The sequence below is a fragment of the Mesorhizobium sp. WSM4842 genome (genome assembly GCF_055901575.1).
Genome location: NZ_CM148372.1, coordinates 4,074,259 through 4,098,037 on the forward strand (window position 1 = coordinate 4,074,259; position 23,779 = coordinate 4,098,037).

Annotated in this window: 20 protein-coding genes; 17 read left to right on the top strand and 3 right to left on the bottom strand. The window is 62.3% G+C overall.

Translation table 11 applies throughout. From position 1 onward, the window contains the following. Position 1: 1 nt before the first annotated feature. The gene (locus AC0NIE_RS19680) at positions 2 to 562 is read right to left on the bottom strand and encodes a hypothetical protein (RefSeq protein WP_473489513.1); all 561 of its coding nucleotides are present in this window, start codon (positions 560 to 562) and stop codon (positions 2 to 4) included. Beyond that, on the bottom strand, positions 519 to 866 hold the full coding sequence (gene erpA, locus AC0NIE_RS19685; protein ID WP_095493771.1) for an iron-sulfur cluster insertion protein ErpA: 348 nt from the start codon (positions 864 to 866) through the stop codon (positions 519 to 521). The genes AC0NIE_RS19680 and erpA overlap by 44 nt, the downstream gene beginning before the upstream one ends. A gap of 73 nt (positions 867 to 939) precedes the next feature. On the opposite strand from erpA, the gene AC0NIE_RS19690 reads away from it, so the two are divergent. The 13 genes from AC0NIE_RS19690 to AC0NIE_RS19750 all read left to right on the top strand — a co-directional run bounded on the left by AC0NIE_RS19690 (position 940) and on the right by AC0NIE_RS19750 (position 17,806). Then, a complete protein-coding gene (locus tag AC0NIE_RS19690; protein ID WP_473489514.1) occupies positions 940 to 2,154 on the top strand; it encodes a deoxyguanosinetriphosphate triphosphohydrolase in 1,215 nt (404 codons plus the stop codon). A gap of 74 nt (positions 2,155 to 2,228) precedes the next feature. After that, on the top strand, positions 2,229 to 3,986 hold the full coding sequence (gene argS / locus AC0NIE_RS19695; protein WP_473489515.1) for an arginine--tRNA ligase: 1,758 nt from the start codon (positions 2,229 to 2,231) through the stop codon (positions 3,984 to 3,986). A gap of 103 nt (positions 3,987 to 4,089) precedes the next feature. Then, positions 4,090 to 8,061 carry an SPOR domain-containing protein gene (locus AC0NIE_RS19700; protein WP_473489516.1) on the top strand — a complete coding sequence of 1,324 codons (3,972 nt, stop codon included), beginning with the start codon at positions 4,090 to 4,092 and terminating at the stop codon, positions 8,059 to 8,061. A 160-nt stretch (positions 8,062 to 8,221) separates the two neighbouring features. Further along, positions 8,222 to 9,241: a beta-N-acetylhexosaminidase gene (nagZ, locus tag AC0NIE_RS19705; RefSeq protein WP_292185835.1), complete on the top strand. Its 1,020-nt coding sequence runs from the start codon at positions 8,222 to 8,224 to the stop codon at positions 9,239 to 9,241. A gap of 127 nt (positions 9,242 to 9,368) precedes the next feature. After that, positions 9,369 to 10,169, top strand: a complete 801-nt coding sequence (locus AC0NIE_RS19710) for a segregation and condensation protein A (RefSeq protein WP_473489522.1) — start codon at positions 9,369 to 9,371, stop codon at positions 10,167 to 10,169. Next, a complete protein-coding gene (gene scpB / locus AC0NIE_RS19715; RefSeq protein WP_292185833.1) occupies positions 10,166 to 10,945 on the top strand; it encodes an SMC-Scp complex subunit ScpB in 780 nt (259 codons plus the stop codon). Before AC0NIE_RS19710 ends, scpB begins: the two co-directional genes overlap by 4 nt. Positions 10,946 to 11,123: 178 nt before the next feature. Further along, entirely contained in the window at positions 11,124 to 11,345 is a 222-nt protein-coding gene (locus tag AC0NIE_RS19720; protein ID WP_095493766.1) for a twin-arginine translocase TatA/TatE family subunit, read from the top strand. Between the two features lie 29 nt (positions 11,346 to 11,374). Next, positions 11,375 to 12,064, top strand: a complete 690-nt coding sequence (gene tatB / locus AC0NIE_RS19725; RefSeq protein ID WP_473489517.1) for a Sec-independent protein translocase protein TatB — start codon at positions 11,375 to 11,377, stop codon at positions 12,062 to 12,064. 44 nt (positions 12,065 to 12,108) lie between these two features. Further along, on the top strand, positions 12,109 to 12,918 hold the full coding sequence (tatC, locus tag AC0NIE_RS19730) for a twin-arginine translocase subunit TatC (protein WP_095493799.1): 810 nt from the start codon (positions 12,109 to 12,111) through the stop codon (positions 12,916 to 12,918). Positions 12,919 to 13,169: 251 nt separating this feature from the next. After that, the gene (serS, locus tag AC0NIE_RS19735; RefSeq protein WP_473489518.1) at positions 13,170 to 14,675 is read left to right on the top strand and encodes a serine--tRNA ligase; all 1,506 of its coding nucleotides are present in this window, start codon (positions 13,170 to 13,172) and stop codon (positions 14,673 to 14,675) included. Then, a complete protein-coding gene (gene surE, locus AC0NIE_RS19740; RefSeq protein ID WP_473489519.1) occupies positions 14,675 to 15,433 on the top strand; it encodes a 5'/3'-nucleotidase SurE in 759 nt (252 codons plus the stop codon). The genes serS and surE overlap by 1 nt, the downstream gene beginning before the upstream one ends. Next, a complete protein-coding gene (locus AC0NIE_RS19745; protein ID WP_208867856.1) occupies positions 15,430 to 16,095 on the top strand; it encodes a protein-L-isoaspartate(D-aspartate) O-methyltransferase in 666 nt (221 codons plus the stop codon). Before surE ends, AC0NIE_RS19745 begins: the two co-directional genes overlap by 4 nt. A 211-nt stretch (positions 16,096 to 16,306) precedes the next feature. After that, a complete protein-coding gene (locus tag AC0NIE_RS19750) occupies positions 16,307 to 17,806 on the top strand; it encodes a peptidoglycan DD-metalloendopeptidase family protein (protein WP_473489520.1) in 1,500 nt (499 codons plus the stop codon). Positions 17,807 to 18,030: 224 nt separating this feature from the next. Here AC0NIE_RS19750 and AC0NIE_RS19755 read toward each other — a convergent pair whose 3' ends face one another. Then, positions 18,031 to 18,906: an ATP-binding protein gene (locus tag AC0NIE_RS19755; protein WP_473489570.1), complete on the bottom strand. Its 876-nt coding sequence runs from the start codon at positions 18,904 to 18,906 to the stop codon at positions 18,031 to 18,033. Between the two features lie 292 nt (positions 18,907 to 19,198). Here AC0NIE_RS19755 and yajC point away from each other — a divergent pair, with 292 nt between their 5' ends. From yajC to AC0NIE_RS19775, 4 genes are all read left to right on the top strand, one after another. After that, positions 19,199 to 19,537 carry a preprotein translocase subunit YajC gene (gene yajC / locus AC0NIE_RS19760; RefSeq protein ID WP_123150653.1) on the top strand — a complete coding sequence of 113 codons (339 nt, stop codon included), beginning with the start codon at positions 19,199 to 19,201 and terminating at the stop codon, positions 19,535 to 19,537. A 325-nt stretch (positions 19,538 to 19,862) separates the two neighbouring features. Next, positions 19,863 to 22,415 (top strand): protein translocase subunit SecDF, encoded by a 2,553-nt coding sequence (gene secDF / locus AC0NIE_RS19765; protein WP_473489571.1) that lies wholly within the window; start codon positions 19,863 to 19,865, stop codon positions 22,413 to 22,415. A gap of 104 nt (positions 22,416 to 22,519) precedes the next feature. Next, the gene (locus AC0NIE_RS19770; RefSeq protein WP_126106226.1) at positions 22,520 to 22,909 is read left to right on the top strand and encodes an Mth938-like domain-containing protein; all 390 of its coding nucleotides are present in this window, start codon (positions 22,520 to 22,522) and stop codon (positions 22,907 to 22,909) included. A 25-nt stretch (positions 22,910 to 22,934) separates the two neighbouring features. Further along, entirely contained in the window at positions 22,935 to 23,762 is an 828-nt protein-coding gene (locus AC0NIE_RS19775) for a phytoene/squalene synthase family protein (protein WP_473489598.1), read from the top strand. The last annotated feature ends 17 nt before the right edge of the window (positions 23,763 to 23,779 follow it).

The window sequence follows — 23,779 nt, forward strand, 5'->3', positions numbered from 1 at the left end:
CTCATTCACTCCCGAAAGGTTGGGGTTCGGCATTTTCCGCGAGTATTTTCGCTATCATCCATCGCAGGTGCGATGCCTGCTCGCGCGTTGCATTCTCGTCCATCCAATCACAGCCGTTGGAAAGGTCTCCAAGCCAGTGCGGAAAATCATATTTGTCCTCAATCGGCGACACCATACGGCAGACCTGAAAGGGTTCCAGTTCGCCGTCAAGGTAAGTCCGAATGCGTCGAAGGAACAGCTTACGTGCTATTTCCTTGGCTTCATCGGACTTGTCGTTGAAATCGGGAAAACACCGCGTGATCAGCGACTTCAAATGGCCATGAGCTTTCGCAAGGTTAACGGCATCCCGCGGATTGCACCGCACGAGCTGCACATAGTCAGCGTCGTCTTCGTAGACCCGAGCTGCCTTGTGACGGTTGGCCCAACCAACGATATCGACATCGGAAATTGCTTCTATCTCGCGGGCGACAAGGACCGTCATCGGATCCTCAAGGCCCTCGAGGAGCGGCTTCATATTTTCAAATACTGAAGCTGGTGCCGCAGCCGCACGAAGCGACCGCATTCGGGTTCCTGATCTGGAACGACTGGCCCATCAAGTCGTCGACAAAATCGATCACCGACCCACCCATATAGACCAGCGAGAGGTCGTCGATCAGCACGGTGGCGCCGTCCTTCTCGATGGCGACGTCGTCATCGTTGCGGGTGTCGACAAGGTCGAACTTGTAGGAAAAACCGGAGCAGCCGCCGCCCTCGACCGAAACGCGCAGCGCCTTCTTGCCGGCTTCGCCAGATATAATCTTGGCGATCCGCCTAGCGGCGGCGTCGGTCATCTCGACTTTCATGGCAGTCTTGGCATCAGCGCCCATGGGCGTCACCTTGCTTTCGGTTTCACATGATAGGTATGAAGCGCGAGAGGGCAAGTCAACTGCGGCAGCGGCGATGACAAATGAGTTGGGCGACATCGGATTCGGCTATCGGCCGCGCGCAGCCTATGCTTGCGATCCGGCAAAGTCGCGCGGGCGCCTGTTCGACGAGGTGGAGAGCCCGACCCGCACGCCGTTCCAGCGCGACCGCGACCGCATCATCCATTCGACGGCATTCCGCCGGCTGAAGCACAAGACGCAGGTGTTCGTCGCGCACGAGGGCGACCATTACCGCACCCGGCTGACGCATTCGATCGAGGTGGCGCAGATAGCGCGCGCCCTGGCGCGGGCGCTGCGCGGCGACGAGGATCTGGCCGAGGCGGTGGCGCTGGTGCACGATTTCGGTCACACGCCCTTCGGCCATACCGGCGAGGATGCGCTGAACAACAAGATGGCTGTCTGGGGCGGTTTCGACCACAACGCGCAATCGCTGCGCGTGGTGACGCGGCTGGAGAGCCGCTATGCCGAATTCGACGGGCTGAACCTCACCTGGGAAACGCTGGAGGGGCTGGTCAAGCACAACGGCCCGCTGACCGACGCCAGGGGAAACGGCCTGAAGGGGCCGGTGCCGCAAGCGATCCGAGACTATTCGGAGCTGCACGATCTCGAGCTCGACCGCTTCGCCGGCATCGAGGCGCAGTGCGCGGCAATCGCCGATGACATCGCCTACAACACCCATGACATCGACGACGGCCTGAGGTCAGGCATCCTGAAGCTGGACATGCTGGAAAAGATCTCGCTGCCCGGCTCGATCCTTGAAGGCGTGCGCCGGCGCTATCCGGCGCTCGACGATGTGAGGACAGGGCACGAACTGATGCGCCGGCAGATCACGATGATGGTCGAGGATGTCATCGTTTCCACCACCGCCAATCTGGCCCGCATCAAGCCGGACAGCGCCGACGCGGTAAGGGCGGCAGGCGAGACGATGGTGACCTTTTCAGCCGAAATGGCCGCGTTCGAAAAGGAATTGAAGGCCTTTCTCTACAAGCATCTCTACCGGCACAGCGAGGTCATGCGCGTGCGCAACGAGGCCGAGCAGATCGTCAACGACCTGTTCGAGGTCTATTTCGCCGATCCGCGCGCCATGCCCGATGGCTGGCGCGAAGGGCTCGACCGGGCCGACGATCGCATCAAGGCGCGCAGCGTCGCCGATTTCCTGGCGGGCATGACGGATACCTACGCATTGAAAGAACACCGCCGTTTGTTTGACCATACGCCGGAATTAAGCTAGGCCGAGCTCGATTTTGCCGGCCAATGAGCCGGATCCCTGCAAAGCCGCCAGAGCCACACCCCAGAGCCACACCAATGAACATCTTCGCCGATTTCAACGCGCGAATCACCAGAGCTGTCGAAGCGCTTGATTTGAAAGACAAGGACGGCGGTTCGCTGGACCTGTCGCGCATCGCCGTCGAGCCGCCGCGCGACCCCAGCCATGGCGACCTGGCGACCAATGCCGCGATGGTGCTGGCCAAGCCGACCGGCCAGTCCCCACGCGCACTGGCTGAAAAGCTGGCGCAGGCGCTCCGTGCCGACATCGACATCGCCGCCGCAGACGTCGCCGGTCCGGGCTTCGTCAATCTCAGGCTCAGGGACGCATTCTGGCAGGTGCACCTGACTGCGCTGCTCGGCGAAGGCCGCAATTACGGCCGCTCGGCCGTCGGCGGCGGCAAGAAGGCAAACGTCGAATATGTCTCGGCCAACCCGACCGGGCCGATGCATGTCGGCCATTGCCGTGGCGCCGTGGTGGGTGATGCGCTCGCCAATCTGATGGCCTTCGCCGGTTATGACGTGACCAAGGAATATGTCATCAACGACGCTGGTTCGCAGATCGACGTGCTCGGCCGCTCTGCCATGCTGCGTTACCGCGAGGCGCTCGGCGATGATATCGGCGAGATTCCTGCCGGGCTTTATCCTGGCGATTATCTGATCCCGGTCGGCCAGGGGTTGGCCAGCGAATTCGGCCGCTCCTTGCTGCAGATGGCCGACGAGGAAGCGCTTGCCATCGTCAAGGACAGGACGATCGATGCGATGATGGCGATGATCCGCGAGGATCTGGCGCTGCTCAATGTGCATCACGACGTCTTTTTCTCGGAGCGTACCCTGCACGCCGACAACGCCCGGAAAATCCGCTCGGCGATCAACGACCTGACGCTCAAGGGCCACATTTACAAGGGCAAGCTGCCGCCGCCCAAGGGCGAGAAGCCGGACGACTGGGAGGATCGCGAGCAGACGCTGTTCCGCTCGACGGCGGTCGGCGACGACATGGACCGGGCGCTGGTCAAGTCGGACGGCACCTTCACCTATTTCGCCGCGGACGTCGCCTATTTGAAGGACAAGGTCGATCGCGGTTTCGTCGAGCTGATCTATGTGCTTGGCGCCGATCATGGCGGCTATGTGAAGCGCCTGGAAGCGCTTGCCCGGGCGATTTCCGGCGACGAGGTGAAGCTTACCGTGCTGCTTTGCCAGTTGGTGAGGCTTTTTCGCGAGGGCGAACCGGTGCGCATGTCGAAGCGGTCGGGCGATTTCGTGACGCTGCGCGAAGTGGTGGAGGAGGTCGGCCGCGATCCGATCCGCTTCATGATGCTGTACCGCAAGAACGATGCGCCGCTCGATTTCGACTTCGCCAAGGTGACGGAGCAGTCGAAGGACAATCCGGTGTTCTACGTGCAGTACGCCTCGGCGCGCTGCCATTCGGTGTTCCGGCAGGCGAGCGAACAGTTGGGCGAGGCCAATTTTGACCGCAGTCGGCTGGCCGCCGCCACCGCTTCGCTGACCGACGAAGGCGAGATCGGCCTGATCAGGAAGCTTGCCGAATATCCGCGGCTGATTGAATCCGCGGCCCTTGCGCTCGAGCCGCATCGGCTGGCATTCTACCTCTACGATCTCGCCTCCAGCTTCCACGGACATTGGAACCGCGGCACCGAGAATCCGGACTTACGTTTTGTTAAGGTTAACGACCGACAATTGACGCATGCCAGACTAGGGCTGGTGCAGGCTGTTTCGGACGTTTTGACGTCCGGCCTGACGCTGATCGGAGCCGATGCGCCCACCGAAATGCGTTAGGTTTGACTAAAAAACCTGTCACCTTTTGCCCACATTGCGCTGGTAAGGGCCAACCCTACGCGACGTCCATGGCGTCCGAATGAGTGCGAGTTCGGGAACAATAATGGCAGACAGAACCCAGCTGAGAGCAGCCGCCCAAAACGATATCGCCGACGATGATCCGTTCGCGGAACTGACCAGGATCATGGGGTTCGACCCGCGCCAGCCGGTCAAGCCGCAGGCCCAGCCGAAGGCGGCTCCCGCCAGCCAGCCGGTGGACGACGGCGACTTCGACATCGACCTCGAGAAGGAGTTGATGGGCGAATTCGGCGCCGACGACAATGACCGCGCAACCGAGGTTCGCGAGCCGGCTTTCGAAGCGGCTGCCATTGACCCAATTGACGACGGGCTTGGGGACGGCGAGCTTGCCGCGTCGCTCGAACGGGATTTCCTGCTCGACGCCGATGCGGCGGACGAAGCTGGCCATGCCGTTGCTGCCGACGACGCGCGCGCTGGTGTTGCCGAAAGATCCGCGCCGGCTGTTGAAGCTGCGTTCGATGACGATTTCGACGATGCGCTTGCCAGTTCGCTCGAAGACGTGTCGCCTTTCGAAGACGATTTGCCAGTGACTGATAAGCTTGGGAACGACGAGCTTGCCGCGTCGCTCGAACAGGATTTCCTGCTGGACGACGATGCGACGGACGAGACCGCCTATGCCGTTGCTGCCGATGACGTTCGTTCTGACGTTGCCGAAGCATCCGCATCGGCTGCTGAAGCTGCCTTCGATGACGATTTCAACGATGGGCTCGCCAGTTCGCTCGAAGACGTGTCGCCATTCGAAGACGATTTACCGGTGAACGACAAGCTTGGGAACGACGAGCTTGCCGCTTCGCTCGAACAGGATTTACTGCTCGACGACGATGCGACGGACGAGGCCGAACAGAATACTGCCGCCGCCGTGTCCGCTCTGGCCGCCGAACCCGCCTTCGACGATGAATTCGACAACGCAGTCGCAAGCTCGCTCGAAGACGATTTGATGCTCGACGAACACGTGCCGATGGCGCAGGCTGCCGAAGCCGAAATCTCCGCACCGGCCGCCGAACCCGCCTTCGACGATGAATTCGACAACGCGGTCGCAGGCTCGCTCGAAGACGAGCTGATGCTCGACGAACACGTGCCGATGGCGCACGCCGTCGCTGCCGAACCCGCTGAAATCGCCGCGCCGGCCGCCGAACCCGTCTTCGACGACGAATTCGACAATGCCGTCGCAAGCTCGCTCGAAGACGAGTTGATACTCGACGAACACGTGCCGATGGAGCAGCCCGCTGTTGAAGCTCCTGCTGCGCCTGATCGGGCCGTTTCGGAAGAGTCCGGTGAGGATTTTGCCGGCCATTACGACGCCATGGCCGATGTCGACATGGATTTCGAGGTTCGCACGGCTGAACCGGTCGAAATTGACGAGCCAGAAATTGACGAACCGGAGGCTATCGCGGCCAAGGATGGCCCTTCCGCCGCGACCCCGGAAGATGCGTTCGACGACGATTTTGACTTGAGCTTCGACGACGCGCTTGCCGAGGAAGCCGAAGAGCCGGTTGCGCCGGCCCCCGGCGTTGCAGCCCAACCGACGGCGCCGGCCGCCGTAGTCCAGCCGGCGGCGCTTGCCCCCGTCGCTGACGAGCGGAGCCTCGAAGACGAGTTGAACGCGCTGTTGGGCATCATGCGCACACGGGCCGCTCCGGTGGTTGCGTCCGCGGCCAATGAACCCGCCTTGGTTCAGCAGCCTGTGGCCGCGGCTGGAAAAGCCGCCGACAAACCAGTGGATACCATCGACGAACTGGACTGGAGCCTCGACGAGCAAGACCTTTCGGAGCCATCGGATGGCGCGGTTCAGGCGGCCGAGGCCGATCTCGACTCCGTTCTCCTCGATGACCTCGAGGGTCAGGATTTCGGCGCTGAAGATGCCGCCGGGCCGGCCGATGTCGATTTCGACGATGATGCATTGCATACCGCCTTCGCCAAGGACATCGGTCTGGACCATGGCGACGGCGAGAACGTTGCGGCCGCCGCTTCCCAGGACGACGCGCTCAACTGGATGGCCGCACGCTCCGCCCCGCCGGCGCCGGCCCATTCGTGGAGCCGCGTAACGCCGGTCGCGCAGTCGCAACCTGCCTTTGCAGCCCAGCCGACGGCTTCGGCGAGGACCGCGGAAGCGCCGCCGCCGATGGCTGCGGTACCATCCTATCAGGATGAGCCGGCGCAAGACGATGCCGCCAATGCTGCATCTGCACCGGCGCAAAGCGAACAGTCTTCGGCGTATGACGAGATGCCTGATGTCGAGACGGTCGATGTGCCCGAGCGCGTCGTGGCGCTGGCGGACGACCTCGATATTCCGGAACTCGACTTCAATGACGACGAACCGGCGGCGCCTGCCTATGACGATCTCGACACCGAGTTCGCTAGCCTTCTCACCGAAATGAACACCGTAGACGTCGCTGCCACCCCGGCGCGCAGCGCGTCGTATGACGACGAATCCTACAATGCAGGTTTCCCGTCAGGGGCCGGAATCCAGTCAGCGGCCGGGTTCCAGTCAGGCTATGAGCCCGAACGCGTTGAAACGCGGACCTATGCGGCGAGACCCGCACAAGCGTCTGTCAGTGCGTCTTATGCCGATGCCGCCAGCGGCTTCGATTGGGGCGACTTGCCCAACGGCCGGCCGGCCTCGCAGGCCGACGACTTTGGATTGGACGAACTCGACTACGACCCCGAACTGGATGAGGCCATGTCGGTTCCCGGCTTGGCTGGGCACGATGCCGCGAGGCCGCGGAGCCGCGGCCTGCTGGTCGCCGCAGTCGTCGGCGCCGTGGCGCTCGCCGGCGGTCTCGGCGCCTTCGCGCTGTCTTTCGGCGGCGCCGGCGGCACCGATGCGCCGGTCATCGTCAAGGCGGACAACGCACCGATCAAGGTCAGGCCTGAAAATCCGGGCGGCACCGTCGTGCCGAACCAGGACAATAAGGTCTATGACGCAGTGGCCAAGGGTGGCGCAAAGCCTGCCGAACCGGTCCAGGAAAAACTGGTCACCAACACCGAAGAGCCGGTGGACGTGGCGGCCAAGGAGCCGCCGCAGAGCCGTGTGGTCGATCTTTCGCCCGACGATATCGACACGGCTGAAGCCCCCGATGCAATCCGCAATGCCGAATCCGCCGCCGCTGAAGGCGCCAATGCGATCCGCGGCACGCAAGCGGCCGGAAATGCCGACGTCGCCGCCGCGCCGGCACCCAAGTCCGAGGATCGTATCGCCCAGGTTCTGCAAGAGGCCGACCAGGGCATCGAACCCGACGTCGTCGCCGTTGCACCGCGCAAGGTGAGAACCATGGTCGTCAAATCAGATGGCTCGCTGGTTGCGCGGGAGGATCCGGCGCCTGCGGCACCGCAGACGGCTGCCGTTGAACCTGTCGATCCGGCGCCTGCACCGCAGATGGCTGCCGTCGAACCTGTCGATCCGGCGCCGCAGCATGTGGCCCCAGCGGGACAGGCCGACGACGCAGCAGAACAGACCGGTACGGTACCGCCTGTTGCCGACCAGGCAAGTGGCGATCTGTTGGGTGGCGACCCGGTGGGCGGCGATCAGACCGAAATCGCCAAGCCGGAAACAGCCAAGCCGGAAACAGTCGATCCGATAACCGCGCCGGCAGCCGCGCCTGAGGCTGAGGCCCAAACCGCCCAGCCTGCCAATACGCCGGCCACGGTTCCGGTGGCGCCGCAGCGTCCGTCCGACCAGCCGGTCGACGTCGTCGGCGAGGTCAAGCCCGACCAGGTTGCGTCCATCAGTCCGGCGGCCGCCTCGACCGGCGGTGGCTCGTGGTCGATGCAGATCGCTTCGCAACCGACTGTCGAAAGCGCCCAGTCGACCTATCAGGATCTGCAGCGCCGCTACGGCAGCGTGCTTTCCGGCCACACCGCCAACATCGTCAAGGCCGAGATCGCCGGCAAGGGAACGTTCTATCGCGTCCGCGTCCCGGCGAAGTCACGCAACGATGCGATCAACCTGTGCACCAACTACAAGGCTGCCGGCGGCAACTGCTTCGTGTCGCGCTAGCCATTTCGAATACCCGCCCTTGGGCGGAAAGAACCGGCGCGGTCACGAACCGCGCCGTTTTTTGGTGGAAGGGAGTTCTTTGTGTGGAAGGGGTTGTGGCTCAACCGCATGTGGTTCGATGCGATTCCCTTTGTCCGCGTGAAGCTCTAAACTCCTGCTCATGACCGAATCAAAATCCATGATCCTCGGCTGCGCCGGGAAATCGCTCACACGCGACGAAATCAATTTCTATCGCAATGAATGCCCGTGGGGCTTCATCCTGTTTGCGCGCAACATCGGCGAGACCGAGCAGATCCGCGATCTGGTCGCGGCGATGCGCGACTGTATCGAGCGCCCGGACGCCCCGGTGTTCATCGACCAGGAAGGCGGCCGGGTGCAGCGCCTGCGGCCGCCGTTGGCGCCGAATTATCCGGCCGGTGGTGCGCTCGGGGCCTTGTGGCGCAACGATCACGATGCCGGCAACCGCGCCGCCTGGCTGATGGCGCGGTTGCACGCCTTCGACCTGCTGCGCTACGGCATCACGGCGGATTGCCTGCCGGTGCTCGACGTTCCGATCGAGGGCGCCAGCGACGTCATCGGCGCGCGCGCCTATGGCAAGGAGCCTCGTGCCGTCATCGAACTGGGTCGCGCCGCGGCGGAGGGCCTGATGTCGGGCGGCGTGCTGCCGGTGATGAAGCATATCCCCGGGCATGGACGGGCCTTTGCCGACACGCATTTCGAACTGCCGACGGTCGATGCCTCAATGAGCGACTTGCAGCGGCATGATTTCGCCCCGTTCAGGGAGCTCAATCATTTGCCGATGGCGATGACGGCGCATGTCGTCTACAGCGCGATCGACCCGAAGAACCCGGCCACCACCTCCGGCAAGGTCATCGACGAGATCATCCGCGGCGAAATCGGCTTCGACGGGCTGTTGATGAGCGACGACACCTCGATGAAGGCACTTTCTGGGGATTTCCCGACAAAGGCGGCCGCGATCCTTGCGGCGGGCTGCGATCTGGTCCTTCACTGCAACGGCGTTTTCGAGGAGATGGCCGGCATTGCGTCGCGCACAACAGGGCTTGAAGGCACGTCGCTGCAACGCGCGCAACGGGCGCTGACCTATATCAAGAAGCGCGATCGGGCTGATGAAGCCGAGATACGCGCCGAATTCGCCACCTATTTCGATGCGGTGGCCTAGACCATGATCCCGAAAAATGGGAGCCGGTTTTTCGGAACAGATCATGGTCAAACAAGAAGCTAGAAGCAAAGGAAAGCGACAGGAAGTGGCGGAAACATTGGACAGCAAGGCCGGCAAGGCCGCACCGATGGACCGTCTGTGGGCCGAGAACGACGATTCGCGGCTGACTGGCGATCCCGCGCTGGTCGTCGATGTCGACGGTTTCGAGGGCCCGCTCGATCTTCTGCTGCATCTTGCCCGCAACCAGAAGGTCGATCTGTCGCGCATCTCGATCCTGGCGCTGGCCGAGCAATATCTGGCCTTCGTCGAGAAGGTGAGAGCGCTCAGGCTGGAGCTTGCCGCCGACTATCTGGTGATGGCAGCGTGGCTGGCGTTTCTCAAGTCGAAGCTTTTGATCCCCAAGCAACCCGGTGACGACGGCGAAAGCGGCGAGGAGTTGGCGGCGGTGCTGCAATTCCGGTTGAAGCGGCTGGAAGCGATGCGCGACGCGGCGGCACGCCTGGTCAACCGTAACCGGCTCGGACGAGACGTGTTCGCCCGCGGCATGCCGGAAATGGTCATGGTCGAGAAACGCAACGCCTATTCGGCCTCGCTCTACGATCTGCTGACCGCCTATGCGGCGCAACGCCAGAAGCAGGCGATCACCAATGTGACGATCGCCAGGCGCGGTGTGTGGTCGCTCAAGGATGCACGCGACATCCTCAACAGGCTGATCGGCACGCTTGCCGACTGGACGGCGCTGGACAGTTTCCTGGTCGAATATCTGACCGGCCCGGACGAGCGGCGTACCGCGATTGCCAGTTCGTTCGCGGCCACGCTGGAACTGGTGCGCGAAGGCAAAATGGAAATGCGGCAGGACGAGGTGTTCGCGCCGCTCTATCTGCGCGGCCGTGCGCAAGGCATCAGGGCAGTCGAGGTGGCATCATGAGTGAACGCGCCAACGCTTCGGTCATTCCGTTCAACGTCGACGACGAGACCGAAGAGGGCGTGCTCGCCGGGGTACCGGCAGAAAATCAAGCCCAGAACTTGTCCCAGAATCCTGGCGAGCGGCTGCATATGGCGGAAGCCGTGCGAATGGCCGAGGCGATCGTTTTCGCCAGCGCCGAGCCGGTCAGCGAAAAGCAGCTTGCCGCGCGCCTGCCCGACGGCATTAGCATTGCCGCGGCGATGGCCGAACTGCAGCAGATTTATGCGCGGCGCGGCGTTAATCTGGTGCGCGTCGGCGATGCCTGGGCGTTCCGCACCGCCGGCGATCTCGCTTTCCTGATGAGCCGCGACACGGTGCAGCAGAGGAAGCTTTCCCGCGCGGCGCTCGAAGTGCTGGCGATCATCGCTTACCACCAGCCGGTGACGCGCGCCGAGATCGAGGATATTCGCGGCGTCGAGACCTCGAAGGGCACGCTGGACACGCTGATGGAGACCGAATGGGTGAAGATGCGCGGCCGGCGCCGCACGCCCGGCCGTCCCGTCACCTACGGCACCACCGACATCTTCCTCGACCATTTCGCGTTGGAGGAGATCCGCGATCTTCCCGGCATGGACGAATTGAAGGGCGCCGGGCTGCTTTCAGGCCGCATGCCGTCGAATTTTTCCATTCCGCTGCCGCCGGCGGATCCGGATGCGCTGACCGACGACGAGGATCCGCTGACCGACATCGACCTCGAGGAACTCGGCCTGTTGACGCCGCGCGTCGAGGAAGATTGACCCAAACGACATGCCGAAAGCCGTTGGTATTTCGCGGCTGCGCCGATTGGTAGCGGGCTATGGCGCCGAAAGTGCGTGACTTCGGCCACTCATTTATAAACTCTGTCGCGGTTGTGTTTGAATCCCGACGTGAAAGCGCATAGATCATCGTCAGAGAAAACTTTCGAGAGAGATTGTTATGGGTTCATTTTCGATTTGGCACTGGCTGATCGTTCTGGTGATTGTGTTGCTGGTGTTCGGCCGCGGCAAGATTCCCGAGCTGATGGGTGACATGGCCAAGGGTATCAAGAGCTTCAAGAAGGGCATAGCCGACGACGAGGTCGCCGAGGACAAGCGCACCGTTGAACACCGTGCCGACGAAACCGTTTCGGCAGTGAAGGAAAAGGCCAGCAAGAGCTGAGCCCAAAACTTTAGTCGGAACGTATCGCCATGTTCGACATCGGCTGGACCGAGATGCTGGTGATCGCGATTGTCATGATCGTGGTCGTCGGGCCTAAGGATTTGCCCAAGATGCTGCGCACTTTCGGCCGCACGACGGCGAAGATGCGCGGTATGGCAGCCGACTTCCAGAAACAGTTCAACGACGCGCTGAAGGAGGCCGAGCTTGACGACGTCAAGAAGTCGGTCGATTCACTCAGAAGCCTTAACCCGGCCGCCGAGATCAGGAAACAGCTCAACCCGTTCGAGCAGGCGGCAGCCGATGTCCGTTCGGGCGTCGACGCGGTGATGAAGCCGAAGCCGGCCGTCGACCCGGTCACGCCAGCTTCGACGCCGCAGGATACCGAGCTGAAGAATGGCGCGACAGTGCTGCCGGGCGTCAATGCCCCGGAAGCGGCGCCGGCGGCGCCAACCTTTCCGGCGATGACCGATGAGTCGGTGGTGACACCGCCTGTCGCGGCGGCGACGCCGGCTGCACCGCAAAAGGCCTCGGCGGCGAAGACGAAGGGTGCGCCAGCGAAAGCGATGCCGGCCTCCAAGGCCGCAGCGAAACCAGCGGCAGCAGCGGCAAAACCTGCTGCGACGAAGACCGCGGCTAAAAAGGCCGAGCCGAAGCCTGCACCGGCAGCGGTGAAGAAGCCGACTGCAGCCGCCAAAAAGACGGCGGGAGCCGCCAAGTGAGCATTTCGGAAAAGGACGAGATCGATAAATCGGCGGCTCCGCTGATGGAGCATCTGATCGAATTGCGGCGGCGGCTGATGTGGTCGATCGGCGGGTTCTTCGTTGCCTTCCTGTTCTGCTTCTTCTTCGCCAAGCAACTGTTCAACCTGTTGGTCATCCCGTTCAAATGGGCGACTCAATGGGCAGGGCTCGACCCGCACAAGGTCGAGCTTATCTACACGGCGCCGCAGGAATTCTTCTTCACCCAGGTCAAGCTGGCGATGTTCGGCGGCATGGTGATCGCCTTTCCGCTGATCGCCACGCAGATCTATAAATTCATCGCTCCCGGCCTATACAAGAACGAACGCAACGCTTTCCTGCCGTTCCTGATCGCTTCGCCGATCCTGTTCCTGATGGGCGCGTCGCTGGTCTATTTCTTCTTCACGCCGATGGTGATGTGGTTCTTCCTCGCCATGCAGCAGGCCGGCACTGACGACCAGGTGCAGATTTCGCTGCTGCCGAAAGTGTCGGAATATCTCAGCCTGATCATGACGCTGATCTTCTCCTTCGGCCTGGTGTTCCAGTTGCCGGTGGTGACCAGCCTGATGACGCGGGTGGGCATGCTGTCGTCCGAGGCGCTGGTTGAAAAGCGCAAATGGGCGATCGTCATCGCCTTCGTCGTCGCGGCCATTCTGACACCGCCCGACCCGATAAGCCAGATCGGCCTGGCCGTTCCCACGATCCTTCTCTACGAGGTCTCGATCTGGTCGGCCCGGCTGATCGAGCGCAGCAAAGAACGGGAACGTCTGGCACGCGAGAAGCGGGAAGCTGCGGAAGCGGCGGCCGAAAAGGCAGCGGACGCGTCGTCTACATAGGCTGCATCCTGTCGCGCCCCCCTCTGTCCTGCCGGACATCTCCCCCTCAAGGGGGGAGATTGGCAGCTTCGCCGAAGGCGCACTTCTTCAACGCCGGAGGTTGGCGAAAGTCGTGATGACAGCCAATCTCCCCACCCGCGGGGGAGATGTCCGGCAGGACAGGGGGGCGCGAAGGAACTCGATCTTGACATCTTGCATCGGTCAAGGATGCGGTTTACGCCCTCTGACCTAGCTCAGGAGCGTTCAGGACCATGCTTGACATCAAATGGATTCGCGACAACCCGAAGGCCCTTGTCGAGGCGCTCAGGAAGCGCTCGTGGTCCAGCGAGGACGCGCAGTCCACGGTCGATGATCTGATCGCCAGGGACGAGGCGCGGCGCGAACATCTGACCGAGCTGCAGACCAGGCAGGAGCGCCGCAACGCTGCTTCGAAGGAGATCGGCAACGCCATGCGTTCGGGCGATGCCGCCCTTGCCGAAAAACTCAAAGCCGAAGTCGGCGAGATCAAGGCCTTTATCCAGAATGGCGAGGCGCGCGAACGCGAACTCGACAAGGCGCTGAACGACGCGTTGGCGGTGCTGCCCAATGTGCCGCTCGACGATGTGCCGATCGGCAGGGACGAGCACGACAATGTCGTCAAACGCATCGTCGGCAAGGTGCCGGCGCGCCCGAACTGGGCGAAGGAGCATTTCGAGGTCGGCGAAGCGCTCGGCATGATGGATTTCGAGCGGGCGGCGAAGCTTTCCGGCTCGCGCTTCACCGTGTTGAAAGGCGGGCTGGCACGGATGGAACGTGCACTCGGCCAGTTCATGCTGGACCTGCATACGACCGAGCATGGCTATGAGGAGATCCAGCCGCCGCTGATGGTGCGCGATGAGGCAATGTTCGGTACCGGACAATTGCCGAAATTTGAAGAAGATTTATTTCAGACGCAAAAGCGCATTGAAGAGCTTCCATCTTTTGAACGGTTTTTTGACAACGTAAAAGCCAAGACTTGGGCGGCGCTGCCAGAAGTTCAAAGAGAATACAAGGAGCGAACCGGAAAAGAGATGACCACCGAGGAGGCATTCTCCTGGTTTAATGCCGCTATTGAACAGGGTATGGTCGATTACCGGCGACAATATGACGAGGCAAAAGCTCTGGCCTCTCGGCTGTGGCTCATCCCGACCGCAGAAGTCCCACTCACAAACCTTGTGCGCGAGGACATCACACCGCATGAAAAGCTGCCGCTGCGCTATACGGCGCTGACGCCGTGCTTCCGCTCGGAAGCGGGCTCGGCCGGGCGCGATACGCGCGGCATGCTGCGCCAGCACCAGTTCTACAAGGTGGAACTGGTGTCGATCACCGACCAGGACTCCTCGCTCGCCGAGCACGAGCGGATGACCGAATGCGCCGAGGAAGTGCTGAAGCGTCTCGGCCTGCCGTTTCGCACCATGACGTTGTGCACCGGCGACATGGGATTTGGCGCGCGCAAGACCTATGACATCGAGGTCTGGCTGCCGGGCCAGAACGCCTATCGCGAGATTTCGTCCTGTTCTGTCTGCGGCGATTTCCAGGCGCGGCGCATGGACGCCCGCTACAAGGACAAGGACGGCAAGGGCAACCGCTTCGTCCACACGCTGAACGGCTCCGGCACCGCCGTCGGCCGCGCTCTCATTGCTGTCATCGAAAACTACCAGAATGAGGATGGCAGCGTAACCATTCCTGAAGCGCTTCGGCCTTACATGGGCGGTCTGGAAAAGATCGAATCGAAATAATGCGCATTCTCCTGACCAATGATGACGGCATCCATGCCGAGGGCCTTGCATCGCTCGAACGTATAGCCCGCACACTGTCGGACGACGTCTGGGTGGTGGCGCCGGAGCAGGACCAATCCGGCTACGCGCATTCGCTGTCGATCTCGGAGCCGCTGCGCCTGCGCAAGATCGGCGAAAAGCACTTCGCCGTGCGCGGCACGCCGACCGACTGCGTCATCATGGGCGTGAAGAAGATCCTGCCTGCAGCACCCGACCTGATCCTGTCCGGCGTCAATTCCGGCGCCAACATCGCCGATGACGTCACCTATTCGGGCACGGTCGCCGGCGCCATGGAAGGCGCGCTGCTCGGCGTGCGTTCGATCGCGCTCAGCCAGGCCTATTCCTATCTCGGCGAGGATCGCGTCGTCCCTTACGAGACCACCGAGGCGCTGGCGCCGGCGCTGCTCAAAAAGCTTGTCGCCATGCCGCTGCCGGACGGCGTGCTGCTCAACGTCAATTTTCCGAATTGCCTCCCCGAAGATATCGCCGGCACGGTGGTCACCTCGCAAGGCAAGCTTGTCCACAGCCTATGGGTCGACGAGCGCCGCGATGGGCGCGGGCTTCCCTATTATTGGCTGCGCTTCGGCCGCGAGCCGGTCGAGGGCAAGCAAGGCACCGACCTCCACGCCATGCGCAACCGGCTGGTATCGGTGACGCCGCTGCAGCTCGATCTCACCGCTCATGAAATCCGCGATCAACTGACCAAGGCGCTCGCATGAACCTGAACCATGGTCCGACGGTCGACGACCGCGAAGGCTTCGCCGCTTTCCTGCTCCGTCTGCGTGGCAAGGGCGTGGTGCCGAAGGCGCTGATCGCCGCCTTCGAGGCGACGCCGAGGCGCGGCTTCCTTTCCGCGCAGTTCCATCCGATCGCCTGGTCGGACCGCATGCTGCCGATCGAATGCGGCGAAGCGATCGAGGGCGCCGATCTGCAAGCTGCGGTGATCGCAGCACTTGCCATCGAGCCGGGCAACCGCGTGCTCGAGATCGGCACCGGGTCGGGCTACACGGCGGCGGTGATGTCGCGGCTTGCTGCGCGGGTCGTCACCGTCGACCGCTACAAGACGCTGGCCGAGCAGGCCAAGCAGCGCTTCGACGCGCTCGGCATCGGCAATGTCATCGTGCGCCAGGCGGACGGCTCCAACGGACTGGCCAATGAAGCGCCGTTCGATCGCATCGTCGCATGGGCGGCCTTCGACAGCCTGCCGCGCTTCCTGCTCGACCAATTGTCGAGCGGCGGCATCGTCATCGCTCCGATCGGACCCGAGGAGGGCGAGCAGGTGCTGGCCAAACTGACCAAGGTCGGCAGCCGCTTCGAACGCGAGGACATCGGTCTCGTCCGCCTGCAGCCGATCCTGCGCAGCGTAGCCGCGGTCATCTAGGTTCTGTCGATATTCAGGTGATGGCGCAACCGACCTGTCTGGTCGCTTCGCGCCCGTCTGTGACTCGGCCCTACCTGAACCTCAACCCGACCAGGTCCAGCCTCAAATATTCTAAGAAAATTTGCGTCTGATTCTAAAGGTTTAACCGACCGGTAACATTAACGCGCTTTAATCACGGTCAGTCTGTACCGGGTATCTGCGGGTAAAAGCGATGCAATTCAGTATTTTGAAGGCAAACGGACGCAACCTGGCGCGTGGTTTCGCTGTCCTTATGGTTGCGGGCACCGCGGCGGGATGCAGTTCCCAGGTCTCGCGGTTCAACAGCGTCGATGACGTCTTCACCTCCTCGACCAACAACCAGCGCAGTATCATCGACAAGCAGGACGCCGCCCAGCCTTATCCAGGTGATGCGCCGGTGTCGGCCGCGCCGCTCGACGGCAGCCATACCCAGTCGGTCAGCCGCTCAAGTCTTGAACCGGTTACGACGCAGCAATTGCCGCCGGTCAGCCAGTCGCAGCCGGCGCCCGCCGTCAGTCCGGCTCGCACCGCTTCGGCGCCAGCCGCCCCTCAGGTCGACCGGACTGCAACCGGGACAGCGGCAAAGCCGTTCAAGAATGCACAACCTGATGCTCCGCGCATGGCGACGGCAGGCGGCGAACCGCGTGCCACCGAGATCATCGTTAGGGACGGCGAGACCATCTCCGGCCTGTCGCGGCGCTACGGCGTGCCCGCCGACGCCCTCATGAAGGTCAATGGGCTGAGCGCGACCAACGGGCTGAAGACCGGCCAGAAGCTCGTCATTCCGGCCTATGCCTATTCAGGCAAGAAACCGGCGCCGAAGCTTGCAGACGCCAAGCCTGCGAACGACACTAAGCACGATTTGCCGGCCAAGGCGCCGGAGATGGTGGCCGTACTGCCGCAGCAGCCGAAGCTCAAGGAGGGCAAGTCCGCCGCGCAGGTGGATGCATCGGCCGCGGCAAGCCAGCCGAAGGACGGAAAAGCCGCACCCAAGACGACTGGTGCCGGCGGCACCTACACGGTCAAGCAAGGCGATACTCTGTCGGCCATCGCCAGGAAGACCGGCGTCGGCGTTGTTGCGTTGAAGCAGGCGAACGGTTTGCAGGGCGGTCTGCTCAAGATCGGCCAGACCCTGAAGGTGCCGGCCGGCGGAACCGCGACGGTTGCCAGCGCCAAGCCGGCAAAGGTCGATCCGGTAACGACTGCCACCACCCCGCCTGCGGCAAAGACCACGCCGTCGGAGACGCTCGCCGCCTACACGCCACCCCAAAAGGCCGCGAAGGTCATCCAGCAGGCCGAGGACGACGACGCGGTGGCGCCAAACGCCACCGGTATCGGCAAGATGCGCTGGCCGGTACGCGGCCGCGTGATCTCCAGCTTTGGCGGCGGCAAGGATGGTGTCGACATCGCCGTGCCGGAAGGGACCCCGGTCAAGGCGGCCGAGAACGGTGTCGTCATCTATGCCGGCGATGGTCTCAAGGAATTCGGCAACACGGTTCTGGTGCGCCACGAGAACGGGTTGGTTACAGTCTATGGCCACGCCCGCTCGATCGAGGTCCAGCGCGGCCAGAAGGTCAAGCGCGGCCAGGAAATCGCGCAGTCCGGGATGAGCGGCACCACCGACTCGCCGAAACTGCATTTCGAAGTCCGCAAGAATTCGGCGCCGGTCGATCCTTCGACCTATCTTGAATAAAAGAAAGTCGATCCTTCGACCTATCTTGAATAAAAGAAAGTCGATCCTTCGACCTATCTTGAATAAAAGAAAGTCGATCCTTCGACCTATCTTGAATAAAAGAAAGTCGATCCTTCGACCTATCTCGAATAGAATAAGAAAAGCGATTGCGCGCCGCCTGACCTCCAGTCCGGCCCGCCGGCTCAGCCCGCCCCGCAGGGGGCGGGCTTTTTCAGTCTTTGTCCCTAATCCTTGAGAGATTTGCCGAGCCGGCCTGCCAGATCCTGGGTGAACTGCCAGGCAACGCGGCCCGAACGGCTGCCGCGTGTCGTCGCCCATTCCAGCGCCTCGGCGCGCAGCGTCTCGGGAGCGATGGCAAGACCGTGATGGCTGATATAACCGTCGATCATGTCGAGATACTCGTCTTGCGAGCATTTGTGGAAGCCGAGCCAGAGGCCGAAACGGTCGGACAGCGAGACTTTTTCCTCGACCGCCTCTGACGGGTTGATGGCGGTCGAGCGCTCATTGTCGATCATGTCGCGCGGCAACAGATGCCGCCGGTTCGACGTGGCATAGAAGATGACATTTTCCGGGCGGCCCTCGACGCCGCCTTCGAGCGCCGCCTTCAGCGACTTGTAGGAGGTGTCGTCGTGGTCGAAGGAGAGGTCGTCGCAAAACAGGATGAAACGGTAAGGTGCCGCCTTCAGCAAATTCATCAGCTTCGGCAGCGTGTCGATGTCCTCGCGGTGGATCTCGATGAGCTTGAGCGGCAGGTCCAGCTTTGCCGACGCGTTGATTGCGGCATGCACGGCCTTGACCAGCGAGGACTTGCCCATGCCGCGCGCGCCCCACAACAGCACATTGTTGGCTGCGTATCCGGCGGCGAAGCGCTCGGTGTTGTCGACCAGTATGTCGCGGACGCGATCGACGCCGCGGATCAGGCCGATGTCGACGCGGTTGACCTTGAGCACCGGCTCCAGATAGCCGGGATCAGCCTGCCAGACGAAGCAATCGGCCCCGCCGAGATCGGTTTCCGGCACCGGCGGCGGAGCGAGGCGGGCGACCGCCTCGATCAGGCGGTCGAGCTTCTTGTTCAGGGCTTCGATGGTGCTGTCGGTCATTTCTTGTCTTTTTGTTTCTGCATTCAGGAAGGCGTGACAACGGAACCTATTTGATTCCGGCGGTTTCGGAACCGGCTCCAACCTTTTGTTAGAGCATGATCTTTTCCGAAACCGCGCTCCATTTTTCGGGATCATGCTCTAACACGGCTCAACCAGCCCGAAAAGCAGCCGAAATGCCTGGCCGCAGTTGCATTGGCAACTTTACCGACTATATTCCGGCCAAATTTCACGGGGCCGCCAAATTTCCCCAGGACGGTTTGGCGGCTGTTTTTCAAAATTCAGGAGTACCTCGATGTTCGTGACACCGGCATATGCCCAAGGCGTCGGCACCTCCCCGGATATGTTCATCAGCATTTTGCCGTTTGTCCTGATTTTCGTGATCATGTATTTTCTGATCCTCCGGCCGCAGCGTACGCAGTTGAAGAAGCGCGGCGAGATGCTGGCGGCGGTTCGCCGCGGCGACACGGTCATCACCGGCGGCGGTTTCGTCGGCAAGGTGACCAAGGTGATCGACGACAACGAGCTCGAGATCGATCTCGGCGGTGGCACCAAGGTAACGGCGCTGCGCTCGACGATTGCCGATGTGCGCGTCAAGGGCGAGCCAGTGGCGAACCAGAACGCCAAGAAATAGCCGAAATTTCTGGGGGAGCGGTACGCGGATACGCCCCTGACGGACGACGCCATTTGCTGTATTTTCGCACTTTAAGACGACACTGATCTGGCTGGCCACCCGGTCCAGGGCGCCAACATCTCGTGATGCCATTGCGCGCTGGTCTCTTGCCGGCAAGATTGACAATAGTGGAAGAAAGCCCGATGGCAGCACCAAAGTGAACTGCCTCGTGCTCGACAATCACCCATATGCTGACCGAGGCGAGCCGGTGGCGAACCAGAACGCCAAGAAATAACCCAATTCCAGGCGGAACGATCCGCCAGAATGCCCTGACGGACGACGCCATATGCTCTATTTCTCGCGCTTCAAGATGATCCTGATCTGGCTGGCCGTGGCCGCCACAGTGATCTTCGTTGCGCCCAATCTTTTCTCAGCCAGCACGCTGGCCAAGCTTCCCGACTGGGTGCCGAAGCGCCAGATGACGCTCGGCCTCGATCTGCAGGGCGGCTCGCATATCCTGCTCAGGATGGATCCGAACGATCTGACCAAGGATCGGCTGGAGACGACGCGCGACCAAATTAGGACACTGCTGCGCGACGCCAAGATCGGTTACACCGGCCTTGCCGGATCAGGCCGGACCGTGCAGGTCCGTATCACCGATCCCGGACAGGTCGATGCCGCCAAGACGGCACTGAAGACACTGACCGACCCGGTGGCGGCCGGCCTGTTCAGCGGCGGCTCTGTCCAGGAGATGTCGCTGGATGATTCCGAGCCCGGCCTGCTCAAATTCACCGTTACCGACGCCGGCATCAAATACCGCACGTCGACGGCGCTGGCGCAGTCGCTCGAGGTCGTCGAGCGCCGCGTCAACGAACTCGGCACCACCGAGCCGATCGTGCAACGCCAAGGCGACGACCGCATTCTGGTCCAGGTGCCGGGCCTGCAGGATCCGCAAAGGCTGAAGGAAATTCTTGGCCAGACCGCCAAGCTGACCTTCCAGATGGTCGACCAGTCGATGCCCGTGCAGGACGCGCTCAACGGTCGTCCGCCGGCGGGATCCTCGGTTCTGTATTCGCAGGACGATCCGCCGGTTCCGTATCTGATCGAGAACCGCGTCATCGTTTCGGGCGAAAATCTCGTCGATGCGCAGGCGACGTACAATTCCCAGACCAATGAGCCGGTGGTTTCGTTCACCTTCGATTCCAAGGGAGCGGCGCGTTTCGGCCAGGCCACCTCGCAGAATGTCGGCAAGCTGTTTGCCATTATCCTCGACAATCAGGTGATTTCAGCGCCGCAGATCCGCGAACCGATCCTTGGCGGCAGCGGCCAGATCTCGGGCAATTTCACCGCCGAGAGCGCCAACGACCTCGCCGTGCTGTTGCGTGCCGGCGCGCTGCCGGCGACGCTGACGGTGATCGAAGAGCGCACAGTAGGCCCTGGGCTCGGCGAGGATTCCATTCACGCCGGCAAGGTCGCCGGCGTGATCGGCTCGATCCTCGTCGTCGTGTTCATGTTCGTGGCCTATGGCTTTCTCGGCTTCATTGCCAACATCGCGCTGGCGGTGCATGTTGCGATGATCATCGCGTTGTTGTCGTTGCTCGGGGCGACACTGACATTGCCGGGCATCGCCGGTATCGTGTTGACCATCGGCATGGCGGTCGATTCAAACGTTCTCATCTACGAGCGCATCCGCGAGGAGCGGCGAAACGGTCGCTCGGTAATCCAGGCGATCGACACGGGCTTTTCGAAAGCGCTGGCGACCATCGTCGATTCGAACGTCACCTCGCTGATCGCGACCGTGGTGCTGTTCTGGCTCGGGACCGGACCAGTAAAGGGCTTTGCCGTAACCTTCGCCATAGGCATTCTGACCACCGTCTTCACCGCCTTCACCTTCACCCGGCTGCTGGTGTCGATCTGGCTCCGCCGCGCCCGCCCGAAGGAATTGCCGCGCGCGCCGGTGACCTTCGTCCCGCCGGGCACGAGAATTCCGTTCATGGGCATCCGCCGCTGGACATTCGCGCTGTCCAGCATGCTGTCGATCCTGTCGGTCGTGCTGTTCATGACCGTCGACATCAATTACGGCATCGACTTCAAGGGCGGTTCGCTGATCGAGGTCCAGGCCAAAGATGGCACCGCCGATATTGCCGACATCCGCGGCAGGCTTTCGGAACTCAACATCGGCGAAGTGCAGGTGCAGCAGTTCGGCGACCCGAACGACGTCTTGATTCGCGTCGGCACGCAGGAGGGCGGCGAGAACGCCGAACAGACCGTCATCGACAAGGTGCGCGGCGAGTTGCAGGACAACTACGATTTCCGCCGCGTCGAGGTGGTGGGACCGACGGTTTCCGGCGAACTCGCCAAGCAAGGCACCATCGCCATGCTGATAGCGCTGCTCGGAATCCTGATCTATGTCTGGTTCCGCTTCGAATGGCAGTTCGCGGTCGGCGCCATCATCGCCACGGTCCACGATGTGGTCATGACGATCGGCTTCTTCGTCATCACCGGTCTCGAATTCAACCAGTCGTCGCTCGCGGCGATACTCACCATCATCGGCTATTCGCTCAATGACACGATCGTCGTCTATGACCGTGTTCGCGAAGACTTACGAAAATACAAGAGAATGCCGCTGCCGCAATTGTTGAACAACGCCATCAACGAGACGCTGTCGCGAACGACGCTGACCTCGGTGACGACGATGCTAGCGCTGCTGGCGCTGGTGCTGTTCGGCGGCGAGGTGATCCGCTCGTTCACGCTGGCGATGCTGTTCGGCGTCGTCTTCGGAACGTATTCGTCGATCTTTATCGCCGCCCCGCTGCTCATCCTGTTCAAGCTGCGGCCGCAGGCCGCGACGGCCGATGAGGAGAAGCCGGTGGGCGGCGGCAAAGCCTTGGCAACCTGACGATTGCCGCGGCAGAAACATCTATTTGCTGGTGGTCCCTATCGTTCTAACATTCGCAAACGACGCTGTTGGAATGGGATGCGAATGTTAGAATCGGACCACTAGTGGCAAAAGGCATCGTCATCCGCGAAGCGCATTTCCCTGGCCGTGCGCCGATCGAGGCCTACGGCAATGGCGGGTTTCGTTTCGCCGACATGTCTCATCGCGGCTCGCTCCTGTGCCTGCCGTCGGGCATCTATGGCTGGGAGCCGGCTGATCCCCTGGCACTGACGGCGGCGGATTTCGCCAAGCTGCTCAACGAGGCTGACAAGGTCGAGATCCTGCTGGTCGGCGCCGGCAAGGATCTCAGGCCGTTGCCGGCGGCGCTGCGTGCTGCGCTGAAGGCGGCGGGCATTGCGGCCGATCCGATGTCGACTGGTGCTGCCGTGCGGACCTACAATGTTCTTCTGGCGGAAAACCGTGCGGTGGCCGCCGCACTGATCGCCGTCGAGTGACGTGACCGAAAACGCCAAAATCGTCATGGAAACGGTGCGAGCCGCCGACCATGACCGCTATGTTTGCGCGCTCTATGCGCCTGAGGACAAGCGTGACGCACTTTTTTCGCTCTATGCCTTCAATGCCGAGATATCAGGCATTCGCGACCGTATCCGCGAGGCGCTACCCGGCGAGGTGCGGCTGCAATGGTGGCGCGATGTCATCGCAACCGAGGACAGTGGGGACGGGGTTGGCCATCCTGTCGCGGACGCGCTAAAGGCTACGATTTCCGCCCACCACCTGCCGATACCCGCCTTCGAGCACATGCTCGAAGCCCGCGTTTTCGATCTCTATGACGACCCTATGCCGTCGCGCACCGACCTGGAAGGCTATTGCGGCGAGACCGCAGCGGCGCTCATCCAGCTTGCAGCGATGGTACTCGATCCCGTCGCAGCACCGCGGTTTGCCGAACTTGCGGGCAGGGCAGGTTGCGCACAAGCGATGACCGGCCTTTTGCTGCTGCTGCCATTGCACCGCAAGCGCGGGCAGTGCTTTGTCCCGGCCGACATTCTGGCCGCGGCAGGGTCGTCGCCCGAGGAGTTCGTTGCAGGCGATGGCGGGCCGGGCGCAGAACGCGCTGTCGCCGCGATGATCGCACTGGCGCAAGAACATCTTACAGCTTTCGAAAGCGGCGCATCGGCGTTGCCGGTTTCGCTGCGACCGGCATTTTTGCCGCTGGCCTTGTCGCGCGCCTATCTCGCCAAGATGGAAAGTCATTCGCCTCTGAACGGCGTGGCGCGGCTCTCGCCCTGGCGCCGCCATTGGCTGCTGTTGCGCCGGGCGACTCGAGGCTGGCCTGCTTCAACCGGCTGATCTGGCGCCGAACTGGA